This window comes from Haliea atlantica, from assembly GCF_054779855.1.
This window is the reverse complement of the sequence record NZ_BAAGXL010000026.1, coordinates 55,022-77,811: the sequence shown is the minus strand read 5'-3', so window position 1 is coordinate 77,811 and position 22,790 is coordinate 55,022. Positions and strand designations below refer to the sequence as shown.

Sequence of the window (22,790 nt, the reverse complement as noted above, 5' to 3'; positions counted from 1 at the left end):
ACACGCATGAGCAAGAACGTAGTGGTTCTCGGCACCCAGTGGGGTGACGAGGGCAAGGGCAAGATTGTCGACCTGCTGACTGATCAGGCGAGCGCGGTCGTGCGCTTCCAGGGTGGTCACAACGCCGGGCATACGCTGGTGATCGAGGGGCAGAAAACCGTGCTGCATCTGATTCCCTCGGGCATCCTGCGGGAAAACGTGCAGTGCCTGATCGGCAACGGCGTGGTCCTGGCCCCCGATGCCCTGCTGCGGGAGATCGAAACCCTGGAAGCCAAGGGTGTGCCGGTACGCGACCGCCTGCGTCTCTCGCCGGCGTGCCCGCTGATTCTCCCCTACCACGTCGCCCTCGACCAGGCGCGGGAAGCGCGCCGTGGCAATGCGCGGATTGGCACCACCGGGCGCGGCATTGGCCCCGCGTATGAAGACAAGGTGGCGCGTCGCGGCGTGCGCCTGGGTGACCTGCGTGACCCCGAGCGCTTTGCCCGCAAGCTGGAGGAGGTGCTGGATTACCACAACTTCCAGCTGCAGCACTACTACCAGGTGGCGCCTCTGGATTTCCAGCAGGTGCTGGACGAGACCCTGGAGATGGCCCGGCAGTTGCTGCCGATGGTCGCCGATGTCACGTCTCTGCTCCACGAGTACCGCAAGACCGAAGCGAAAATCCTGTTTGAGGGGGCCCAGGGCTCGCTGCTGGATATCGACCACGGCACCTACCCCTTCGTGACCAGTTCCAACACCACGGCTGGCGGCACGGCCACCGGCTCCGGCTTTGGGCCCCTCTACCTGGACTACGTCCTCGGTATTACCAAGGCCTACACCACGCGTGTGGGTTCCGGGCCCTTCCCCACGGAATTGTTTGACGAAACAGGTGCCCACCTGGCCTCCCGGGGGCACGAGTTTGGTGCCACCACCGGGCGCCCGCGTCGCTGCGGCTGGTTCGATGCGGTGGCTCTGCGCACAGCGGTGAATATCAACTCGGTATCCGGCCTGTGCCTGACCAAGCTCGACGTGCTCGATGGCCTGGAGACCATCCAGATCTGCGTCGGTTACACCGACAGCGAGGGCCGGCCCGTGCCCAACCCGGTGGACTCCGACGACTACGAGGGCCTGGTGCCGGTCTACGAGAGCGTGCCCGGCTGGCAGGAGTCCACCCTCGGTGTGCGTTCGCTGGACGGGCTGCCGCGCGCCGCACTCGACTACATTCACAAGATCGAGGATGTGGTGGGTGCGCCCATCGACATCATATCCACCGGTCCCGACCGGGTGGAGACCATCGTCCTGCGGCACCCCTTCGACAGCTGAGGCCGGCGTTACTGCCCGACGTCTTCCTGTCGCTGGCAGGGCGGCCCCGACTGGCGACACGGGGCCGCTGGCGCGGCCGCGCGGGGCGGTCACTCCCAGCGCAAGCGCTCGCGATAGACGCCGAAGTTCTCCCCGGTCCAGCGGCGGAAGGCGCGGTAGAAGCTGTTGACCTCCACATAGCCCAGCTCCACCGCCAGGCACTTCCCGGGTATGCGCGGGTTTTCCCGCATCTGCTGTTCGCAGCGGTACTGCCGCACACGGTCGAGGAGAATCTGGTAGCGGGTGTGATCCTCGCGCAGGCGTCGTCGCAGCGTGGTACTGCTGAAGCCCAGCCGTTCGGCGACCTCGCCGGCGCGTACCCGGGCCAGGTCTGCGCGCAGCAGGATGTGGGTCACCCGGTCGCTCATCCGCTGCCGCGGACGATAGCGGTGGGTGGCAAGCGCCAGCGGGCTGTGGAATACGCCCGGTGTGGGGGAGAGATGTGCTTCCATGGCCTGAACCTCCTTGTTCGGCATGTCTGGGGCGGGTTGCTGCCCGCCGTCCCTGGCGGGCAACGGTGCGTGCTGGCACCGTTGAATTCAGCATAGCAAAGCACGGCAATCGTGCCCGCCAAGGCGGCGAAATGGACGCATTTGCAGGAAGTTGGCTGGTGGTGCTTGATACGCCACCGTCTGCTCACCCCCTCGAGGTGGCCTCAGTTGCCGGTCGCGGCGGGCAGTTGCAAGGCATCCGGTAGCGGGCAATCCATCACCGCGGCGATGCTCGCCAGTAGTTCGCGCTCTACCGGTGTCAATTCGCCATCGCTGCCTGCGGCCGCGGTCATGGCCTTGAGAATCCGCGGTTTCAGCAGCGGGTAGCAGGCTGCGAGCTGGTCCACGGCGCGTCCGAATCGTTGCAGCGAGCAGTCCGCCGGTGGCAGCAGGGTGAGCCGCGGCAGGCCGAGTGCGTCCACCGCCAGGCGGAAGGTATGGTTGGCCTCGCCGCTTCCCTGCCAGGCGAGCATGGACAGTACCACCTGTAGAGGCTCACGCACCCGTTTCAGATGGCGATAGCGCACTGGCGCGGGGCTTGCCCGCACGAACTCGGGGTCGAGGTAGTGGCGCAGCAACTGGTACAGACACCACTCCTGCAGTTCGGTGCGCCGGTCGCTGCGGATCAGCAGCATGAGCAGCTGCTTGAAGTGTCGGTACTGCTGTGGGGAGAGTTCCCGCAGTGCCGGCAGGCAGAGGCTCAGTAGCGGTAGCCGCTGGCCGGGCCCGAGGGCGTTGATACCGGGTGCCAGGGTGTTGACCAGGGTGGCGAGCCCCTGGAAAGTGCTCTCTGACAGCTGGGCCAGTTGCCGCTGGCGCAGGCTGTCGTGCTCGCTGATCAGCAGCGAGAGCATCAGGGCCACCGCGCCGAGAGGGTCCTGGCTCTGCCGGCTGAAGGCGAGGGGCAGACCGGACTGCCGGGCCAGGTCGGTCTCCAGGTCCAGGGTGTCCGCCGGTGGAGTATTCGCGGGCTCGCTGCCGGCGTCCGGCTCGTAGCTTGCGGGCTTGGCGGGGCTTGCCTCGGTCCGGCTGGCGGCGATGGCGGCCGCGGTGACCAGTGCCGCACGTCCCACCCCCACTTCACCGCTCCCGCGTTCCCGCGGCAGTTCCTCGTAATGGCGCACCTCCCGCTGGATCCATTGGCCGTCCCACTCCGGGTCCAGTCGTCGAATTCGCGCCGGCAGGGGCGGGTGGGTGGCGAAGACCTGCCACAGACGGTGTTCGATCTGGCCGAAAAAGATATGCGAGAGCTCGGCCGCCCGCGCCCCGTGTACCAGGGTGCCGGGGACGTAGGCACCGATAACCTTGAGGGCGTCGGCAATGCCCCGGTTGTCCCGGGTGTACTGGACCGCGCAGGCGTCGGCCAGGTACTCCTTCTGGCGGCTGATGGCGGCCTTGATGAAGCCCGCCGCAACCCCGCCCAGCCAGCCGAGTATCCACAGTGCCAGCCCCAGTATCGGCAGCATCGGGCCGCCCTGGCGCCGGTGGCGGTCCAGGCCGGTGCGGTGGTGGCGCCCACTGCGCAGCAGAAAGTGGCCGACGTCGCCGATAAAGGTGATGCCCTTGAGCAGCGCCGCCAGGCGGATGTTCAGGCGCATGTCGCCGTTGAGGATATGGCTGAACTCGTGGGCGATGACACCCTGTAACTCATGCCGTCGCAGCTGTCGCAGTGCACCGCGGGTCACGCCGATCACCGCATTGGCCGGCGCGGTACCCGCCGCGAAGGCGTTGATGCCCCGTTCCCGGTCGAGCACGTACAGGGAGGGTGCGGGCATGCCGGCGGCGAGGGCCATTTCCTCCACCACGTTCAAGGCTCGGCGCTCGTCGGGGTCCCGGGTTTCCGTGAGTACCCGGGTGCCGCCCAGGGCCTCCGCCACCGCCTTGCCGCCCGTGGCCAGTTGCATCCAGCGAAACAGCGACACCAGCGCCACGCTGCCGCCGATCAGCAGGCCAATACTGCCCAGGCGCGACCAGCTGAAATATGTGCCCAGCGCGACATCCGCCGGGCCGCTGCGCCACAGGAAAACCGACACAGCAGCGTGGGTCAGCAATATCAGGCCCGCGACACTCAGCAGGAACAGCAGGGTGAGTAGCCGGGTATTGCGCCGCGCCACATCCTGCCGGGCGAAGAAATCCATGTGGGCGTTCAGAAGCTGACTTGCGGTGCTACCTGGATCTGCGCGCTGTCATCAAACTCCAGCAGGCTGGCGTCCGCGGGATGGCCGAAAGTGCCGGCGAGCACAACCTGGGGAAAGCTCTGCCGGTAACTGTTATAGGCCATCACCGCGTCGTTGTAGCCCTGCCGGGCGAAGGCCACACGGTTTTCCGTGTTGGTGAGTTCCTCGCTCAGCTGCTGCATGGTCTGGTCGGCCTTGAGGTCGGGATAGGCTTCGAGGGTGACATTGAGTTTGCCCAGGGCTGCCTGCAGTGCATTTTCCGCGCCGGCCAGGCGTGTCATTGCCTCGCCGCCACCGGCACCCGCGCCGACCTGCTCGAGGACCGACAGGGCTTCGTTGCGGGCGCGTGTTACCGCCTCGAGGGTCTCCCGCTCGTGCTGCAGGTAGCCCTTCGCCGTGTTCACCAGGTTGGGAATCAGGTCGTAGCGGCGCTTGAGTTGCACCTCGATCTGGGCAAAGGCATTGAGATAGCGGTTCCGGAGAGCCACCAGCCGGTTGTAGATGGCGACCACCCACAGGGCGAGCCCCAGGAGTACCAGCCAGAACACTATTGTGGAAAATTCCATTGCCGGTTCTCCCCGCCGTGTGATGTTTGCATTCTACTCCATGCCGACGAGCGGGCCAGGTATGCTTGGCGAATCCGTGACTGGGGCCACGCTTACTGCCACGCCGTTGAGTGCGGCATTGCCGGAGAGTGCGTCCAGCCAGTGATCGTCGGTAAGGTCGTTGCAGCTGACACCGGCGTGCTGTTGCGCGATACCCAATTGTACGCCGCGGCGCCCGTGGCCGTAGCCGTGGGGCAGGCTGACCACCCCCGGCATCATGTCCTCGCTGGCTTCCGCCGGCACTGTCAGGCTGCCGACACGGGAGCTGACGCGCACGTCCTGGCCATCGCCGATGTCCAGGTGGCGCATGTCCTGCGGATGCATCAGCAGGGTGCAGCGGTCCCGCCCCTTTATCAGCCGGTGATAGTTGTGCATCCAGGAGTTGTTGGAGCGGATGTGGCGGCGCCCGATCAAACGCAGGCCGCTCTCCCGGGGGGCCTGCAGTTCCTGTCGCAAGCGTTCCAGGTCCTGCAGCGGCAGGGGGTGGTCCAGGTGGATGCGTTGGTCGGGGGTACGCAAGCGGCCGGGGAGCTGGGATTGCAGGGGGCCGAGATCCAGTCCCGACGGATGCTCGCGCAGGGTTGCCAGGTCGAGGCCCAGAGGATGGCCCTGGGCCGCGCCATAAGGCCCGTGGCGCAGCCCCTGGTCAACCAGGTCTTCCGGCGGCGGCCACGCCTGCCAGTCATGCCCCAGCCTGCCGGCCACTTTCTCCCCCAGGGCATTGAAAATCTCCCAGTCGTACAGGCTGCCCGCCGGTTTGGGGAAGACGGGGGGCGAGTAGCGGGCCGTGTTGCGCACGGCATTGAGGTGGAAGGCGAGGTCGTAGTGAGCGCTCTCCAGGGGCGAGCAGGGTGGCAGGATCAGGTCGGCGTGGCGGGTGGTCTCGTTCAGGTAGGGGTCCAGGCAGACCATCCAGTCCAGCTGCTCCAGGGCCTGGTCGAGCTGGCGGCCATTGGGTGTGGACAGCACCGGGTTGCCCGCGCCCACGAACAGTGCCCGGATCCGGCCCTCCCCCGGTGTGCTGATTTCCTCAGCCAGGGCCGCGACGGGAAGCTCCCGGTCAAACTCGGGGAGCCCGCGCACACGGCTGTGATTGCGGGCAAAGCCGCCGGGGCCGGTGGCGGCGATCTGATCGACGGCCGGCGAGCTGAACAGGGAACCGCCGGCGCGGTCGAGGTTGCCGGTGACGATATTGATGACCTGGATCAACCACTGGTTGAGGGCACCGAAGTGCGTCGTGGAAACCCCCATGCGTCCGTAGCAGATGGCGGCCTCCGCCGCGGCAAACTCCCGGGCAATCTCGCGCAGGGCCTGTGCCGGAATACCGGTGTGGGGCGCCACCGCCTCGGGGCTGAAGTCCGCCACGGCCTCGCCCACCGCTTCCACCCCTGCGGTGAGAGCCGCCAGCGCGTGTGGCCCGGTGCGTTCCTCCCGCAGCAGTGTGTGCAACAGCGCGGCGAGGAACAGGGCATCGCTGCCGGGGTGAATGAAATGGTGCCGGTCGGCGATGGCAGCGGTCTCCGTGCGCCGCGGATCGATGACCACCAGCTGGCCACCCCGAGCCTGCAGGTCGCGGATGCGGCGGCGAACATCGGGCACACTCCACAGGCTGCCGTTGGAGGCGATCGGGTTGGCCCCGAGCATCAGGAAGTACTGGCTGCGGTCGATGTCCGGGATCGGCAACAGGAACTTGTGGCCGAACAGCCACAGGGCGGCTAGGTGGTGGGGCAGTTGGTCGACGGAGGTGGCGGAAAAGCGATTGCGGGTACGCAGCAGACGGAACAGGGCGCCCTGGTGGGTCATCATGCCGAGATTGTGCACGGTGGGGTTGCCCAGGTAGACACCCAGGCTGTCGACGCCGTGGCGCGACACCGTGTCGGCGAGGCCGTCGGAGGCCAGTGTCAGGGCCGTCTCCCAGTCAATTTCTTCAAACCGGGGTTCCTCCCCCCTGGCCGAGATACGACGCAAGGGGCGGCGGAGGCGGTCGGGGTCCGTGTGGATGTCCTGCAGCGCCACCGCCTTGGGACAGATATGTCCCCGGCTCAGCGGATCCTGGGGGTCCCCCTTGATACGGCGAATCTCGTCGCCGTCGGTTTCTATCACCAGACCACAAATGGCTTCGCACAGGTGGCAGGCCCGGCGGTGCGTTGTTATTGGCATGGGCGGCCTTCCCCTAAAGGGTTTCAGCACAGTCTACTGCCTTTGCGCGGCCATCGCGACGCTGGTGGCACCGCCGCGGTGCGACCGAACCAATGCAGTGCAGCGCCCTGCTGGCGCTGGCGGCGGCCTGGGGGCTTGTGTAATCTCGGGCTTTGGACAGTCTGGCAGGCAGCGGCGATGAATGAATGCTGGGCCGCGTATCAGAGCGGCGAGTTCTACGATGAACTGATTAGCGAGCGCGGCAAGGCGCGGGTCCCCGCCCGGGGTGTGGTCAACCTCCTGCAGAAGCTCACAGCCGAGGAACTGCACGCCCGGCGCGCGGCGGCCGAACTGGCCATTCGCGAAATGGGGATCACCTTCACGGTCTATAGCGAGGGTGCGAACATCGACCGCGCCTGGCCCTTCGATATCATTCCCCGGGTCATTTCCGCGCGCCAGTGGCAGCAGGTCAGCGCGGGACTGGCCCAGCGCAGCCGCGCCCTCAACGCCTTTATCGACGACATCTACAATCGCCAGCGCATCCTCGCCGACGGTGTGCTGCCCGCGGAGCTGGTGCTGGAGTCGCCCAACTATAAGGCTCCCTGTGCCGGCATGTCGCCGCGCTATGGCGTCTGGGCACACATTTGCGGTTCCGACCTGGTGCGCGATGCGGATGGCCGCTTCTACGTCCTTGAGGACAACCTGCGGGTGCCCTCCGGGGTCTCCTACATGGTGGAGAACCGCGAGATCACCAAGCGTGTGCTGCCGGAGCTGTTCGAGAACTACAGCATTCTGCCGGTGGACGACTACCCCTCGCGACTCTACGCGACCCTCGCCTCCCTCTCGCCGCGGGAGCGCAAGCGCCCCTGTATCGTGGTGCTCACACCGGGCATCTACAACTCGGCCTATTTCGAACACGCCTTCCTGGCCCAGGGCATGGGGGCGGAGCTGGTGGAGGGCAGCGACCTGGTGGTCGGGGACGACGATGTGGTCAGCATGCTCACGGTGGACGGGCCGGTGCGGGTGGATGTGATCTATCGTCGGATCGACGAGGATTTCATGGACCCCGAAGCCTTCCGCGCGGATTCGATGCTCGGGGTGCCCGGCCTGATGCGCGCCTGGCGCGCAGGCAAGGTGGCAATTGCCAACGCGCCCGGGAGCGGAGTGGCGGACGACAAGGCGATCTACGCCTTCGTGCCGGAGATGATTCGCTATTATCTCGGCGAGGAGCCGAAAGTCGCCAGTGTGCCCACCTGGCTCTGCCAGCGCGAGGCGGACCGGGAGCACGTGCTGCGGCACCTCGATCAGCTGGTGGTGAAACCGGTCAACGAGTCCGGCGGCTACGGCATCATGGTGGGCCCCCATGCCAGCGCCGCGACACGCCGCCGTTTCGCCCGCCTGATCGAAGAGAATCCGCGCAACTACATTGCTCAGCCAACCCTCTCGCTGTCCACCGCGCCAACCTTTATCGACGGCAGTGTCGAGGCGCGACACCTGGACCTGCGCCCCTTCATTCTCCAGGGTAGGGAGACCTGGGTAACTCCCGGAGGGCTTACCCGGGTGGCGCTGGTGCGCGGTTCCCTGGTGGTCAATTCCTCCCAGGGGGGCGGCAGCAAGGACACCTGGATTGTGGAGGGCCGGGTATGACCATGCTCTCGCGGGTGGCCGAGCGCCTCTACTGGACCACCCGGTACCTGGAGCGCGCCGAGGATACCGCGCGGCTGATCGCCGCCTACAATCACCTGATCATGGACCTGCCCCGGGGTAACGAGCCCGGCTGGGATATCCTGGTGCGCATCCTGGATGCCGAAGCGCAGTTCTACACGCGTTTCCGCGTGCCGTCGGAGCAGAATGTCCTGCGCTTCCTGATTGCGGATGGAGATAGCCCCTCGTCTATTCCCCACGCTCTGCGCTGGGCGCGGGAAAACGTGCGCACCACGCGGGATGTGTTGCCCGAGGATACCTGGGAGCTGGTCAACGAGTTGCACCTCTATGCCGAGGAGGCCGCGGAGCGATCCGTGGGCCGTCGGCAGCGCCAGCAGTACCTGGAGGAAGTGGTCAATCGCTGCCAGTTGATCAATGGTCTGCTGGCGTCCACCCTGCCGAGGGACCACGCCTATCGCTTTCTCAAGCTGGGCCAGCTGCTGGAGCGCTGCGACATGACTACGCGTTTGATCGACGTCGGGGTACGCGAACTGCTGGGTCGGGACCCGCATTCTCTCGCCCTGCAGCCACCGCTGTGGAGTGCGCTGCTGCAGTCGCTCTCCGCCCTGGGTGCCTACCGCCGCATGATTGCGCCAGTGGTGGACGCCGAGCAGGCAATTACCTTTGTCTTTCGTGAGCCCTGTCTGCCGCGGTCGGTGGATTTCTGTTTGCGCGGTATCCGCGAGGAGATACGCCCACTGCACGAGCCCCAGGCGGCGCTTGCGGTGGTGGAGCGGGCCCGCCGCAAGCTGGCGCGGCTGAATGTGGAGCAGATGAGCCCGACGCAACTGCAGCGCTACATCGACCAGTTCCAGGGGCTCCTGGGCGAACTGCACGCCGCGCTGAGCGAGACCTGGTTCCGGGTCAGACCACAGTGAAACGCCACTACTGCGACTGTGGAACCCAGGCCTTCTTCGAGAGCCGCGAATGCCTGCATTGCGGGGCGCGCTTGGGCTTCGATCCCGACAGCCTGTGCATGCGCGCGGTGTATCCTGAGCCGGATGGGGGCTGGGCCGACAGTGCCGGCCGCCCCCTCCGCTTCTGCGATAATGGCGAGCGCTGGCAGGTCTGCAACTGGCTGTGTGCCGAGGACTCGGGACACCCCCTGTGTTTTGCCTGCCAGTTCAATCGCGTCATTCCCAACCTGTCGTTGCCGGGTAACCTGCATCGCTGGTGGGTCCTCGAACAGGGCAAGAAGCGGCTGTTCTATACCCTCTTGACGCTGGGTTTGCCGCTGGTGGATGGCTGGCGCGACCCCCGCCACGGACTTCTGCTGGACTTCCTGGAGGACGGGCGCAGCCGGGAGGAGTACGCCGAGACCTTCGCCAGTACCGGCTTCCTGGGGGGCGTTATCACCATCAACACACTGGAAGCCGACGACGTGGCGCGTACCGCCGTGCGCGAGGAGATGAACGAGAACTACCGCACGGTGCTTGGGCACCTGCGCCACGAGTCCGGCCACTACTACTGGTCGCGTCTCGACCCCGATGCGGCACTACGCGCCGCTTTCCGCCAGGTGTTTGGCGACGACAGTCGCGACTACGCATCGGCCCTCTCCCTGCACTACAGTCAGGGGCCACCGGAGCACTGGCGGCGTCACTACATCAGCGCCTATGCCAGCGTTCACCCGACCGAGGATTGGGCGGAGACCTGGGGCCATTACCTGCATATCCACGACGCCCTGGAAACCGCCGCGGCCTACGGTCTGGTCCCCCAGGATACGCCGGCGCGGCCGATTGCCGAGCGAATCAACCTGTGGCGGGACCTGAGTGTCACACTGAACGAACTGAACCGCAGTGTCGGGCGCGGGGACGCCTACCCTTTCGTGATCAACAGCCAGGTGGCCGACAAGCTGGCCTTCGTGGAACAGATCATGGCGCGTCTGAGAACACTGTCTCCAGCGAAGGCAGGCGATTGAAGGCGTCGCGGATGTTGTCGTCCCAGGACTGGCGCAGTTCCGCCAGGTAGGGGTGGTGCTCCTCCAGGCTGAAATAGCGCTCGAAGGGCTTCAGGCTGTCCCGCCGGTAGAACAGGCACTCCAGGGGCGGCCCCACGGTGGCATTGGAGCGGGTGGTGGAGTCCATCGAGACCAGTGCGCAGCGCATCGCGGTTTCGTGGGGCGTGTCCGGGCGGATGATGCGGTCCAGGATGGGCTTGCCGTACTTGGTTTCGCCGATCTGGAGGTAGGGGTAGATCTCTGAGACGGTAATGTGGTTGCCCTCGGGGTAGACCAGGTACAGGGCCGGCGGGTGACCCTTGATCTGCCCCCCGAGGATAAAGGTCGCCGCGGCGTTGAAGCCGGCCCCCGGCGCACTGTTGCCACTGTATTTCTGCTGCTCGCGCACATTCAGCTCCCCCACGTAGTCTGCCACGTCCGCGACGTAGCGCGCCTTGAGGATGTTGAACTCGGCGTCCTCCTCCAGATCCCGTTGAATCTGCGCCACTACCGCCTGGCTGGTGGCCAGGTTCCCCGCGCTCAGCAAGACCAGGGAACGATCGTAGGCGACCGAGAAGCGGTGCATCTTGCTGTAGGTGCTGACGCGATCGGGGCCGGCATTGGTGCGGGAGTCGGAGCAGAAGACCAGGCCGTCTTCCACGGCGATGGCGAGGCAGTAGGTCATTGAGGGTTTTCCGGGCTGGGCCGTTGTAACAGCAGTGGTGGCGGGCAAGCATACTGCGAGGCCTGCCGGAATGCCACTGTAAGCCCACCCCCGTCCGACTGCCGCGGGTCAGTGCCAGTGGCGAGGCGGGCCGCAAAGCGTGCGTATGACCGCAAATTCACGGTCTCTGCCGGTTTCACCCCCGTGGACGGGGGCGTATCATTTCGCTTTCGCCATGTGTGGCAGTCAGGGGGCTTTGCCCGCGGCACCAGCGCGTATCCGCTGCGCTTCGCCCGGCCCCTTCCGATGGATCACGGGAAACGAGACTCTATGAAGAAAGTTCTGTTCGGCAAGCGCATGTGGCTGATGCTGATCTTCACGCTGCTGGTGTTCGGGGGCGTGCTGGGCATGCAATGGTACGGCAGCATCAAAATGAACGAGTTCATGGACAACATGCCCGTGGAACCCGCCACTATCACCACGGCGGAAGCGGGCACGGCCCTGTGGCGCGACGCGGTGGACTCGGTGGGGACCCTGGTGGCCATTCGCGGCGCGGAACTGGCCACGGAAGTGCCCGGCACGGTGGAAGCGATCCACTTCGACAACGGGGCGCAGGTGGAAGCCGGGGCCGTCATTCTCACCCTGGATTCAGCCCCCGACCGCGCCGAGCTGGCGGCGCTCGAGGCAGCCCGCGACCTGGCCGAACTGGAGCTGCGCCGGGCCAACAGCCTGGTGGCGCAGCGCAATATTTCCGAGGCGGAGCTCGACCAGCGCGCCAGCCAGCTGGAGCAGGCCCGGGCCCGGGTGGAAGCGCAGAAGGCGCGCATCGAACAGAAATCCCTGCGGGCCCCCTATGCCGGCCGGCTGGGTATCCGCCGCTACAACGTGGGTGACTATGTCCAGGCGGGCGACCCGATCATCGAGTTGCAGGCCCTGGACCAGCTCTATGTCAATTTTACCCTGCCCGAGCAGCTGAGCCAGCAGGTGGAGCAAGGGATGTCCGTGGAGGCCCGCCTGGAAGCCCTGGATGGCAGTACCTTCGAGGGCGAAGTGACGGCGATCTCCCCGGTAGTCAACCCGAATACCCGCAATTTCACCGTGCAGGCAACCCTGGCCAATCGCGACGAACTGCTGCGGCCGGGCATGTTTGCCCGGCTGAAGCTGCCCATCGGGCTGCAGATGGAGCGGGTGATCGTGCCGCGCACCGCCATTGCCTACCGTCCCTATGGCAATTCCGTCTATGTGGTACAGGACAAGGACGGGAGCAAGACGGTTTCCCAGCGTTTCGTGACCCTGGGGCAGGCACGCGGTGACATGATTTCGGTTGAAGAAGGCCTGGACCCGGGTGAGGTGGTTGCCAGCAGTGGTCTGCTGAAGCTGGACAGCGGTATGCCGGTGAACATCAACAACAGCATTCAGCCTGCCTCCAGTCTGACCCCGCAACCGGATAACGGCTGACCATGAAATTTACCGACCTGTTTATCCGCAAGCCGGTGCTGGCCACCGTGGTCAGCCTGTTCCTGGTGGTTCTCGGGCTGCGCGCCGCCAGTGAACTCAACGTGCGTGAGTACCCGATGATCGAGAACGCGGTGATCACCGTGTCCACGGCTTATATCGGTGCCGATGCCGAGCTGATCAAGGGCTTTATCACCACGCCGCTGGAGCAGGAGATCGCCACCGCGGAGAACATTGACTACCTCACCTCCGACAGCACCGACGGCCTGTCGACCATCTCCGCCTACGTGCGCAACGATGCCGATCCCGACGAGGTGCTCACCCAGGTGGTGACCAAGGTCAACAAGCTGCGCAACGAGCTGCCGCGGGAGGCCGAGGACCCGGTCATCAACCTGTCGGTGGGGCAGCAGGTGGGGACCATGTATATCTCCTTCACCAGTGACCAGCTGCCCACCAACCGGGTCGCCGATTACGTCAAGCGCGAAGTGGAGCCCAAGCTGTCCACCCTGCCGGGTGTACTGCGTGCCAAGGCGGAAACCTTCGCCGTATTCGCCATGCGCATCTGGCTGGATCAGGAGCGCATGACGGCCCTGGGCATGACCGCCAGTGACGTGGGCGCCGCCCTGCGGGCCAACAATGTGCTCTCCGCGGTGGGCGGCACCAAGGGCAGCATGATCAAGGTCAGCTACAAGGCCGGGACCGACCTCAATTCGGTGGAGGAGTTCGAGCGCCTGGTCCTGCGGGAGGACGGCGGCACCATCGTTCGCCTGGGTGATATCGCCGAGGTGGAACTGGGCAACGAGAGCTACGATGCGTCCTCCATGTTTATCGACGAGGAAGCGGTCTTTATCCAGATCGACGTGGCGCCGGACGCCAACGCCCTGGACGTGATCGCCCGGGTGCGCGAGGTCTACGAGGGTGTGATCGATCCGCGTTTGCCGGAAGGCATCGACGGCAACATCAACTACGACGCCACCGTGTACATCGAGAACGCCATCAGCGACGTGCAGGCAACCATCATCGAGGCGATGCTGATCGTTATCGTGGTGATCTTCCTGTTCCTGGGCTCCATGCGCTCGGTATTGATCCCCGCGGTGGCGGTACCCCTGTCCCTGATCGGTGGTCTGTTCCTGATGCAGCTGATGGGGTTCAGCATCAACCTGCTGACCCTGCTCGCCTTCGTGCTGGCCATCGGTATCGTGGTGGACGACGCCATCATCGTGCTGGAAAACATTCACCGGCATATTGAGCACGGCATGGAACCGATGGACGCCGCATTGAAGGGCGCCCGGGAGCTGGCCTGGCCGATTGTCGCGATGACCACCACCCTGGTGGCGGTGTATCTGCCGATTGGCTTTATCGGCGGTCTGACCGGGACGCTGTTCACCGAGTTCGCTTTCACCCTGGCGGGCAGCGTGCTGATTTCCGGTATCGTGGCCCTGACCCTGTCGCCGATGATGTGCGCGCGCATGCTGCGCCGGGATGCCGGCGATAGCAGCAATCGCCTCGAGCACTGGCTGGACCAGCGCTTCGAGTCCCTGCGTCGGGTTTACCAGCGCGATCTGGACCGGGTCCTGGACGATCGCGCCGGGGTGCTGGTGTTCGGTGCCATCATCCTGGCCTCCTGCTATTTCCTGTTCCTGCGCGCACCTTCCGAACTGGCGCCCGCGGAGGACCTGGGGCTGATTTTCTATCCGGCGGACTCCGACCCCTACGTCACCCTGGAGTACATCGAGGCCTTCTCGGCGGAGATCGGCCGCATCACCCGGGAGACCCCGGAAATCGACGTCAACTTCCTGTTCAATGGCATGAGCCCGGGCTCCGCGGGGGCCTCCAATGGCGCCTTCGGCGGCTTCATCTTCAAGCCCTGGAGTGAGCGCGAGCGCTCCTCCGAGGAAGTGTTGCAGCAGGATATTCTGCCGCGGGTAAAATCCATCGCCGGTTTGCAGGTGAATGCGCTGAATCCCTCGCCCCTGCCCACCAGCGGTTTCATGCCGGTGGAGTTCGTGATCACCACCACCCTGGATTTCAATATTCTCTACGAGGATGCCCAGGAGGTACTGCGGCGGGCGCGGGAGAGCGGCAAGTTCATCTTCATCGACCAGAACCTGCAGATCGACATGCCGCGCGAGCGTGTCCATATCGATCGCGACAAGGCGGCCCTGCTGGGGGTCGACATGCAGACCCTGAGCGCGGACATGGCGGTGCTGCTCTCCGGTGGTTACGTCAACCGCTTCTCCATGAACAACCGCTCCTACGAGGTGATTCCCCAGGTACGGCGCCAGCAGCGCCTGGAGCCCGCGGACCTGATGAATTACTACACCCGCACCCGCAGCGGTGACCTGGTGCCCCTGAGTACGCTGGTTACCCTGGAGCGGGAAGTGGTGCCCCGCTCCCTCAAGGGCTTCCAGCAACTCAATGCGGCGACCTTTAACGGTATCCCCCGCCCGGGTGTTGCCCTGGGGGACGCGCTGGAGACCCTGGAACAGATTGCCGACGAGGTGCTGAGCCGGGAGTACAGCGTCGACTACGGTGGCGAGAGCCGTCAGTTTGTCACCGAGGGCAGCTCCCTGCTGATGACCTTCTTCTTCGCCCTGTTGTTGATCTACCTGGTACTGGCGGCCCAGTTCGAGTCTTTCCGCGACCCGATCATCATGCTGGTAACCGTGCCCATGTCGGTCAGCGGTGCGCTGTTGTGCCTGAATGCCCTGTCGATATTCCAGGTCACCGGGGCCACCCTGAACATCTATACCCAGGTGGGCCTGGTGACCCTGATCGGGGTCATCTCCAAGCACGGCATCCTCATCGTGGAATTTGCCAACCGGCTGCAGGAAGAGGGCATGGCCAAGCGCGAGGCGATCGAAGAGGCCGCCTCGGTGCGGCTGCGCCCGGTACTGATGACCACCGCGGCCCTGGTGATCGCCATGGTCCCGCTGCTGCTGGCATCCGGCCCGGGTGCCTCGGCGCGCTTCTCCATGGGCCTGGTGATTGCCTCCGGGATGACCATCGGCACGCTGTTTACCCTGTATGTGCTGCCCGCCGTGTACCTCTACCTGGGGCGCGATGTGGCTGCGCAGTCGGCCGCGGGGGAGACCGCCGCGGCCTGAACGAGGTTTGCGTCCGCGGGCCATGTTCTATACTCGTTGCAGGAAGCCATCCTGAAACGCGTATGGGGGAAGCATGCATGCACGCAGACAGTGGCTGCTCAGGGTTCTCGACAGTGTTCCCCGCGGTGAGTTGACGCTGCACCTGCCGGACGGTGCTGTCAGGGTCATCGCGGGCGGCCAGTCCGGCACCCGTGCCGAGCTGGTGTTGAAGCGCTGGACAGTGCTCGACGCCATCCTTATCCAGGGTGACATCGGATTTGGCGAGGCCTTCATGGCCGGCGACTGGGAGACGCCGGACCTGATAGCGCTGATGCGCTTCGCGACTGAAAATCTCGCGGTCTTTGATGCCGTCACGCGCCGCTCCCGCTGGCTGCGCGCCCTCGACTGGCTGCGGCACCACCTCCTGCGCAATACCCTGCGCCGCAGCCGGGTCAATGTGCACCGCCACTACGACCTCGGCAACGACTTCTATCGTCTCTGGCTGGATGACAGCATGACCTACTCCGGTGCGCTGTTCGAGTCGGAAGCGATGTCACTGGAGGCCGCGCAGCAGGCCAAGTACGCACGGATTGTTCGTCGCCTGCAGGCGCCCGAGGGCGCCCGGCTGCTGGAGATCGGCTGCGGCTGGGGGGGCTTCATGGCACATGCTGCCGAGCAGGGCCTGCAAATCGCGGGGGTTACTCTCTCCACCGAACAGGCGGCCTACGCGCGGGCGCGGCTGGCCGCCGCGGGCCTCTCGGGGCAGACCGATGTGCAGTTGCGGGATTATCGCGAAGTCACGGGGGAGTTCGACGGCGTGGTGTCCATCGGCATGTTCGAGCACGTGGGCGAGGACTATTGGCGGACCTATCTGGCCGACGTGCTGGCCTTTCTGAAGCCCGGTGCGCGCGCGGTGATCCAGAGCATCTTCATCCGCGAGGGGCGCTTCGAGCGCTACCGCAACGGCAACGATTTCCTGCGCCAGCACATCTTTCCCGGGGGCATGCTGCCCACCCAGCCGGGCTTTGTCGCCCTGGCGGAGCAGGCGGGGCTGGCGGTCAACGACGTCTTTACTTTCGGTCACTGCTACGCCCTGACCCTGGAGCACTGGTATCAGCGCTTCATGGCGCAGCTCGATGCGGTTCGCGCCCTGGGTTACGACGAAACATTTGTGCGCAAGTGGCGCTTTTACCTCGCCGCCTGTGCCGGAATGTTCCGCGCCGGCGAGATCAACCTGATGCAGGTGGAGTTGCAGCGTCCGGCTGGTTTTCCGGCCGGGCGCGTTTGAAGGCCTCCAGCTGCTGGCAGGCTTCGCAGACAGCGCGAATGCGCGGGAAGGGGGCCATGTCGAAATGGAAGCGCCTGGCGTTGAAAACCTGGGGGATCAGGTAGACATCCGCCAGCGATAGCTGCTCGCCGGCGCAGTAGGGTGTCGCCACCAGCTGTTGTTCCAATGCCTCGAAGCCGAGCTGCAGCCAGTGGTGATACCAGGTGGTCTTCGCGGCCTCGTCCAGAGCCAGGGTGTTCTTCAGGTAGTTCAGCACCCGCAGATTGTTGAGGGGATGGATGTCGCAGGCGATCGTGTTGACCCAGCCGCGGATCAGGGCGCGTTCCGTGGAACCCCCGGGAAGCAGGGCGGGTGACGGACAGGTCTCCTCCAGCCATTCGATGATAGCGGTCGACTGGCTAATCACCTGACCGTCGTCCAGGCGCAGGGCGGGCACCAGGCCCTGGGGGTTGAGCGCGAGGTAGTTGGCCCCGCGCTGCTCGCCGCCTGCGAGGTCCACCGGGCTCAGCTGGTAGTCGAGGCCCTTCAGGTTGAGGGCAATGCGTACCCGGTAGGCGGCGGTTGAACGGAAATAGGAAAACAGCTCCATGTGCAGCCTCCTTACACCGGTGAATGTGCCGGCAGCACGGTTCCGTGCACTTCGCCGAAGCCGATGGGAACGGCATCGCCGCCCTCGCAGTGGCCGCGCAGTATGACGGTGTCGCCGTCCTCCAGGAAGGTACGGGTTTCACCATTGGGCAGGCTGATTGGCTGCTTGCCGCCACGGGTCAGCTCAAGGATCGAGCCCCCCGCCTCGGGCTCTGGCCCCGACTGGGTGCCACTGCCCAGCAGGTCGCCGGGCTGCAGGTTGCAGCCATTCACGCTGTGGTGAGTGACCAGCTGGGCCACCGTCCAGTAGGAGTCGCGAAAGTTCGAGCGGGAGAGTGAAACGGGCGCTTCACCGCGGCTTCGCATGGCCTCGGTCTGCAACAGCACCTCCAGCCGGATGTCGAAAGCCCCCTCGGCACTGTTTTCGGGGCTGCTCAGGTAGGGCAGGGGTTGCGGGTCCTCGGCCGGCCGCTGGAAGGGGCGACGCCAGGGCGCCAGGGCCTCCAGCGTGACCACCCAGGGGGAGACCGTGGAGGCGAAGCTCTTGGCCAGGAAGGGCCCCAGTGGCTGGTATTCCCAGGCCTGGATGTCCCGTGCCGACCAGTCGTTGAGCAGACAGATACCAAACACGTGGTCTTCCGCATCGCCGATGGGAACGGGTGTGCCCAGCGGGTTGCCCGGGCCGATGAAAACGCCCATTTCCAGTTCGTAATCCAGTCGGCGGCAGGGGGTCAGGGCGGGGGTGTCGCTGTCGGGTGCCTTGGTCTGTCCCACGGGCCGGTGAAAGGCCTGCCCGGAAATGCCGATGGAGGAGGCGCGGCCGTGGTACCCGATCGGCACCCATTTGTAATTCGGCAGCAGTGGGTTGTCCGGCCGGAACAGGGAGCCCACAGCGGTGGCGTGGTGGATCGAGGTATAGAAATCGGTGAAATCATGAATCCGGCAGGGCAGCCGATACTCGGCGTCCACCTGCGTCACCAGGCAGGCGCGCACGGCCGACGCCTCCGGGGCGCCCCGGCGCAGCAGGCGCGATAGCGCCAGGCGCAGCACCGACCAGGCCCGCGGGCCCAGCGCCATGAGGGCGTTGAGCTCGGGCAAGGCACCGGCTTGTGCGGCCTCGTGGGCGGGGCCGGAGAGCAGGCCGGTTTCGCTCAGCGCGTGCAGGTCGACAATGCTGTCGCCAATCGCCACCCCGCCGCGGAAGTGCTCTTCGGTGCCGGCGACGCGAAACACGCCAAAGGGCAGGTTCTGGATGGGGAAATCCGTATCCGGCAGGTTGGCGGTTTCCAGCCAGCTTTGCAGAGCCGGATCGTGGGTTTCATTCAGTGTCGGCATGGGGGCTTCCTTGGGGGCTGCCATCGAAGTGTTTGCTCAACCCGTCCCAGCAACGCAGGTAGTCCCGTTGCCGCAGTGGGCTGTGCATGGCCCAGGGGGTGACCTGATAGGGATAGCGCGACTCCAGCATGAAGGCCAGGGTATCGCGATAGCGCTCGGGGGCCAGGCTTGCCTGGCTGGCCCGCTCGAACACGGCGGCCTCCGGGCCGTGGGGCGAGAAACAGTTGTGCAGGCTGCTGCCCCCGGGCAGGAAGCCCGATTCCTTGGCGTCATAGAGCCCTTCGATCAGCCCCATGAATTCACTCATGACATTGCGGTGATACCAGGGGGGGCGAAAGGTGTCCTCGGCCACCATCCAGCGCGGCGGGAAGATGACGAAATCCAGGTTGGCGACCCCGCTGGTGTGCGAGGGCGAGGTCAGCACGGTATAGATGCTGGGGTCGGGGTGGTCATAGCTGACCGAGCCCATGACATTAAAGCGGGACAGATCGTATTTGTAGGGTGCGGAGTTGCCGGCCCAGGCCACCACATCCAGGGGGGAGTGGCCCATGCTGACCCGGTAGATCTGGCCCCCGAATTTGGCCACCAGCTCGAAGTCGCCCTCGATATCCTCGTAGGCGGCCACGGGGTACTGGAAGTCCCGGTCATTGGCAAAGCCATTCGCGCCTACCGGTCCGCGTTCGGGCAGGGTCAGCGGTGCGCCGTAGTTTTCGCACAGGTAACCCCGCGCGGCTGCTTCCTGCAGGTCGACGGCGAACTTCATGCCGCGGGGTATCACGGCGATTTCCCCCGGCGCCAGGTCCAGCACGCCGCACTCGGTGCGCAGTCGCAGTGCGCCCTGCTGGGGGATCAACAGCCACTCGCCATCGGCGGAGTAAAAATAGCGGTGATGCATCGAAACGCTGGCCGCGTACAGGTGCACCCCGAGCCCGCGCTGGGCCAGGGCATCGCCACAGGTGGCCAGGGTGACCAGCCCCTCCAGCAGGTCGCGGGGTTCCGTGGGGGAGGGCAACGGGTCCCAGCGCAGCAGGTTGGGCGGTACGGAGCCCGCCAGCGGGCCAGTCTGGAAAGACTCGCCCAGCTGCTCGCAGGGCACATAGTCTCCCTGCACGACGGAGGGGCGAGTGCGGTAGAACCAGCTTCGGCGGTTGTCGGCCCGCGGGGCGGTGAAGGCGGTGCTGCTGAACTGCTCCGCGTACAGGCCGTACTTGACCCGCTGAGGATTGAAGCGCCCCACGGGCAGGGCGCCGGGCAGGGCCTCGCTCTCGTGCTGGTTGCCGAAACCGGTGAGGTAGGTGCGGCTGCCGCTCTGGTGGCTGGTCATGATCTGCGGTGCTCGGGCGCCATAGTTGCAAGTGAAACCAATATAGCGGAGAGCGCGCCCGGGAACAAATTCGCGTGGACAGGCAAATGTGAGCCGGCGGTGGCCGGAAGCAGTCTGCTTACTAACAAAAAGCCCGGCGCAGGGGCCGGGCTTCGGGAGGCGGGATCGGCCCAGTTCTACTGGCGGCGCAGCTGGCGCAGGCCCACCAGGCCGAGAATGCCACCGAGCAGGCCCAGCAGCCCCAGGGGCAGTGCAGGCACCGGTGCCACGCTGACCGGGGTGAAGCGTGCGGTGATCATGGCGCCGAACAGGCTGCGGGAGGCGTCGGTGTAGACGGCCTCCCCGTCCTGCCAGTCGGCACCCGCGAGGAACAGGACGCCACTGCCCTGATTGCGATAGGCCAGAGACACGGTGCCTTCCGGATCCCTGCCGCCGAGAGCGATGACGGTGCCACCTTCGCCGCTCACTACATCCTGCAGGTCAGAGCCGCAGCTGTCTTCTGCTGGGCCGACGGGCGTTAGGGGGTTGGCCACCCAGAAGGGGTCGGAGGGGTTGAGAATGACCGACGGCATGACGTTATCTTGGCAGTTGCCGCCGCCCTCGTTGGTATAACTTGTGCCGTAAATTTCGTTGTACACAAGCTCTGGGTTATTGTATTCAGTGATGATAATCCCACCGTTGTTGAGATAGGCCAGCCAGTCTGCGCCGTTGCCGGCGATGGTGCCGCTGCGGGTAATCAGCAGGGCCTGGGTGTCCGAATCTGGCGTACAGCCGGAGACTTCATTCAGTGTGCCGATGCCGGAATAGAGCTCCGCGCCCGTAGCGCTGCTACTGCCGCAAAACATCAAGTTTGGACGCGCCTGGGCGGCGGCCTCGAGAGCTCCCCCCAGCGTGAAAACCAGGCCGGCAAGCGCCGGCAGTGCAAGCTGCTTGATCATTGGAATGTTTCCCCTGTGTAATACGATTAAAGTTAATGCCGAAAAATTACGACATGTCGGGAAGGGCGACAAGAAGAAGATCAGATCGCGGGATCAAAGCACCAAAAGTGTGACGTGTATCACGCTTTTGGGGCCGCTGACCTTTGATGGCTAGCCGCGCGCTTTCGCCGCCTCTTCCCATGCCCTTCCCGGGTGCTACCTTGCGGCGCATTAGAGGTCCTCAAGGCGCCAGACATCGAAGGCCGGTTCCTCGTAGGGATGGGCCTGGCGCAGTGCCGCCAGGGCGTCGCGAATCAGGGCATCCTCACAGACCAGCTCCACCTTGAGCTCGGCCACACGTTCCAGGGCGCCCACGCTGCCGATATGCGGTATGGCGCCTTGCAGCGGGCGGAATTGCCCCGTACCCGGTGTCTCGAAGCAGCAGGCCTCGTAGTCGCCGATGCGACCGGCACCGGTGGCAAAGACGGCCTCCTTGACAGTCTCGGCATCGTCCACGGGTACGAAGAAAGCCAGTTTGTACATGAGTGCGACTCCTTTTTGCGGCAGGATAGAGCCTGCTGTTTTGCCATATTCGAGCGCTCGCGTCAGCCTGGATCGCGGCGCAGCCGCGACTTGACGCCGTGTCGAGTCTTGAGTGATGCAGAAGTCGGAGGAGGTGGCATGGACGCGGAACTGCAGGCCTGCCTGGAGACCGCAGGGCTGCGGCCGAAAGGGGTGCTTGAGCCGCTGTCCGGCGGCGATATCGCCGCGGTCTATCGCCTGGCCACGAATTGTGGCGATGTGGTGGTCAAGCAGGACGCAGCCGAGCGCCTTGCCACAGAGGCGGAGGGCCTGGCTGCTTTGGCCGCCGCCGACTCGGGACTGGTGGTGCCGGAGGTATTGGCTGCAGGTGGTGGTTGGCTGGTCATGGAAGCCCTGGAGGTCGTGCCTGGAAGCCGCGACCCGGGAGCGCTGGGTGAAGGCTTGCGCAGGCTGCATGCGGTCACCGGGTCGGCCCACGGCTGGTCTCATGACAATGCCTGCGGCGGCACGCCCCAACCCAATGCGCCTCATCCGGATGGTCGCGTCTTCCAGCGCGAGTGTCGGCTCCTGCCGATGGTGCAGGCCTGCCAGGCGCGCGGCCTGCTGGATACCCGCCTGGGCGGGCGCATCGAGGCGTTGGCCCACGGGCTGGAAGCCTGGCTGCCGGACACGCCGGCGAGCCTGGTACACGGGGACCTGTGGTCGGGCAACGTGCTTTTCACGCCGCGGGGCCCCGCAGTGATCGATCCGGCCGTCTACCGTCACTATCCGGAGGTGGATCTCGCCATGCTCACTTTATTTGGCTCGCCGGGGAAGGTTTTCATGGCGGCCTACTGGGGAGGAGCGGCGCCCGTGGACTGGCCGCGCCGCGAGAGGCTGTTCCAGCTGTATCCGCTGCTCAACCACCTGCTGTTGTTCGGTGGTGCCTACCGGGAGGCGATTGAGCGGAGCGTTTCCTGGCTGGAGGTCGAGACCCCCTGACTGTGGAAGACCGTTGCGTTGGGGAGCGCCGAGCCGTAGAGCTGAGCCGCCGGAGGGCCCAGAAACGACAAAGGCCAGCACTGGGCTGGCCTTTGATCCTTGAAATTGGTGCCCAGGAGAGGACTTGAACCTCCACGGCCTCTCGGCCACTAGCACCTGAAGCTAGCGTGTCTACCAATTTCACCACCTGGGCGTCGATGAAGTGAGAGCCTCACT

Annotated in this window: 18 protein-coding genes and 1 tRNA gene; 8 read left to right on the top strand and 11 right to left on the bottom strand. The window is 65.5% G+C overall.

Annotated elements, in window-relative coordinates:
- Positions 1 to 6: 6 nt before the first annotated feature.
- Positions 7 to 1,302 carry an adenylosuccinate synthetase gene (locus ACYVGS_RS16340; protein WP_460589754.1) on the top strand — a complete coding sequence of 432 codons (1,296 nt, stop codon included), beginning with the start codon at positions 7 to 9 and terminating at the stop codon, positions 1,300 to 1,302.
- A gap of 89 nt (positions 1,303 to 1,391) precedes the next feature.
- Here the strand turns inward: ACYVGS_RS16340 and ACYVGS_RS16335 are convergent, their stop codons facing one another.
- The 4 genes from ACYVGS_RS16335 to ACYVGS_RS16320 all read right to left on the bottom strand — a co-directional run bounded on the left by ACYVGS_RS16335 (position 1,392) and on the right by ACYVGS_RS16320 (position 6,774).
- The gene (locus ACYVGS_RS16335; RefSeq protein WP_460589753.1) at positions 1,392 to 1,793 is read right to left on the bottom strand and encodes a helix-turn-helix domain-containing protein; all 402 of its coding nucleotides are present in this window, start codon (positions 1,791 to 1,793) and stop codon (positions 1,392 to 1,394) included.
- Between the two features lie 203 nt (positions 1,794 to 1,996).
- Positions 1,997 to 3,970: a M48 family metallopeptidase gene (locus ACYVGS_RS16330; protein WP_460589752.1), complete on the bottom strand. Its 1,974-nt coding sequence runs from the start codon at positions 3,968 to 3,970 to the stop codon at positions 1,997 to 1,999.
- 8 nt (positions 3,971 to 3,978) lie between these two features.
- Positions 3,979 to 4,575, bottom strand: coding sequence for a LemA family protein (locus ACYVGS_RS16325; RefSeq protein WP_460589751.1), 597 nt, complete (start codon positions 4,573 to 4,575; stop codon positions 3,979 to 3,981).
- A 33-nt stretch (positions 4,576 to 4,608) separates the two neighbouring features.
- Positions 4,609 to 6,774 carry a molybdopterin oxidoreductase family protein gene (locus tag ACYVGS_RS16320; RefSeq protein WP_460589750.1) on the bottom strand — a complete coding sequence of 722 codons (2,166 nt, stop codon included), beginning with the start codon at positions 6,772 to 6,774 and terminating at the stop codon, positions 4,609 to 4,611.
- 177 nt (positions 6,775 to 6,951) lie between these two features.
- On the opposite strand from ACYVGS_RS16320, the gene ACYVGS_RS16315 reads away from it, so the two are divergent.
- From ACYVGS_RS16315 to ACYVGS_RS16305, 3 genes are read left to right on the top strand one after another with little or no spacing between them, the layout of a single operon-like run.
- Positions 6,952 to 8,400, top strand: a complete 1,449-nt coding sequence (locus tag ACYVGS_RS16315) for a circularly permuted type 2 ATP-grasp protein (protein WP_460589749.1) — start codon at positions 6,952 to 6,954, stop codon at positions 8,398 to 8,400.
- On the top strand, positions 8,397 to 9,335 hold the full coding sequence (locus ACYVGS_RS16310) for an alpha-E domain-containing protein (RefSeq protein ID WP_460589748.1): 939 nt from the start codon (positions 8,397 to 8,399) through the stop codon (positions 9,333 to 9,335). The genes ACYVGS_RS16315 and ACYVGS_RS16310 overlap by 4 nt, the downstream gene beginning before the upstream one ends.
- On the top strand, positions 9,332 to 10,375 hold the full coding sequence (locus tag ACYVGS_RS16305) for a zinc-binding metallopeptidase family protein (protein ID WP_460589747.1): 1,044 nt from the start codon (positions 9,332 to 9,334) through the stop codon (positions 10,373 to 10,375). The genes ACYVGS_RS16310 and ACYVGS_RS16305 overlap by 4 nt, the downstream gene beginning before the upstream one ends.
- Here the strand turns inward: ACYVGS_RS16305 and ACYVGS_RS16300 are convergent.
- Positions 10,329 to 11,078 carry a proteasome-type protease gene (locus ACYVGS_RS16300; protein WP_460589746.1) on the bottom strand — a complete coding sequence of 250 codons (750 nt, stop codon included), beginning with the start codon at positions 11,076 to 11,078 and terminating at the stop codon, positions 10,329 to 10,331. The genes ACYVGS_RS16305 and ACYVGS_RS16300 overlap by 47 nt on opposite strands.
- A gap of 309 nt (positions 11,079 to 11,387) precedes the next feature.
- Here ACYVGS_RS16300 and ACYVGS_RS16295 point away from each other — a divergent pair, with 309 nt between their 5' ends.
- From ACYVGS_RS16295 to ACYVGS_RS16285, 3 genes are all read left to right on the top strand, one after another.
- Positions 11,388 to 12,515, top strand: coding sequence for an efflux RND transporter periplasmic adaptor subunit (locus ACYVGS_RS16295; protein WP_460589745.1), 1,128 nt, complete (start codon positions 11,388 to 11,390; stop codon positions 12,513 to 12,515).
- 2 nt (positions 12,516 to 12,517) lie between these two features.
- Complete coding sequence (locus ACYVGS_RS16290) at positions 12,518 to 15,619, top strand: efflux RND transporter permease subunit (RefSeq protein ID WP_460589744.1); 3,102 nt, start codon at positions 12,518 to 12,520, stop codon at positions 15,617 to 15,619.
- Between the two features lie 73 nt (positions 15,620 to 15,692).
- A complete protein-coding gene (locus tag ACYVGS_RS16285) occupies positions 15,693 to 16,886 on the top strand; it encodes a class I SAM-dependent methyltransferase (RefSeq protein ID WP_460589743.1) in 1,194 nt (397 codons plus the stop codon).
- Here ACYVGS_RS16285 and maiA read toward each other — a convergent pair.
- The 5 genes from maiA to ACYVGS_RS16260 form a co-directional block, all read right to left on the bottom strand.
- Positions 16,828 to 17,475, bottom strand: coding sequence for a maleylacetoacetate isomerase family protein (maiA, locus tag ACYVGS_RS16280; protein ID WP_460589742.1), 648 nt, complete (start codon positions 17,473 to 17,475; stop codon positions 16,828 to 16,830). The two genes, ACYVGS_RS16285 and maiA, sit on opposite strands and share 59 nt — an antisense overlap.
- Before the next feature lie 11 nt (positions 17,476 to 17,486).
- The gene (gene fahA, locus ACYVGS_RS16275; RefSeq protein ID WP_460589741.1) at positions 17,487 to 18,809 is read right to left on the bottom strand and encodes a fumarylacetoacetase; all 1,323 of its coding nucleotides are present in this window, start codon (positions 18,807 to 18,809) and stop codon (positions 17,487 to 17,489) included.
- Positions 18,793 to 20,133, bottom strand: a complete 1,341-nt coding sequence (hmgA, locus tag ACYVGS_RS16270) for a cupin domain-containing protein (protein WP_460589740.1) — start codon at positions 20,131 to 20,133, stop codon at positions 18,793 to 18,795. Before hmgA ends, fahA begins: the two co-directional genes overlap by 17 nt.
- A gap of 176 nt (positions 20,134 to 20,309) precedes the next feature.
- Entirely contained in the window at positions 20,310 to 21,071 is a 762-nt protein-coding gene (locus ACYVGS_RS16265) for a hypothetical protein (RefSeq protein ID WP_460589739.1), read from the bottom strand.
- Positions 21,072 to 21,281: 210 nt separating this feature from the next.
- The gene (locus ACYVGS_RS16260; protein WP_460589738.1) at positions 21,282 to 21,593 is read right to left on the bottom strand and encodes a YqfO family protein; all 312 of its coding nucleotides are present in this window, start codon (positions 21,591 to 21,593) and stop codon (positions 21,282 to 21,284) included.
- Between the two features lie 138 nt (positions 21,594 to 21,731).
- On the opposite strand from ACYVGS_RS16260, the gene ACYVGS_RS16255 reads away from it, so the two are divergent.
- Positions 21,732 to 22,574, top strand: a complete 843-nt coding sequence (locus ACYVGS_RS16255; RefSeq protein ID WP_460589737.1) for a fructosamine kinase family protein — start codon at positions 21,732 to 21,734, stop codon at positions 22,572 to 22,574.
- Between the two features lie 106 nt (positions 22,575 to 22,680).
- Here the strand turns inward: ACYVGS_RS16255 and ACYVGS_RS16250 are convergent.
- A tRNA-Leu gene (locus tag ACYVGS_RS16250) sits at positions 22,681 to 22,767 on the bottom strand.
- Positions 22,768 to 22,790 lie beyond the last annotated feature (23 nt).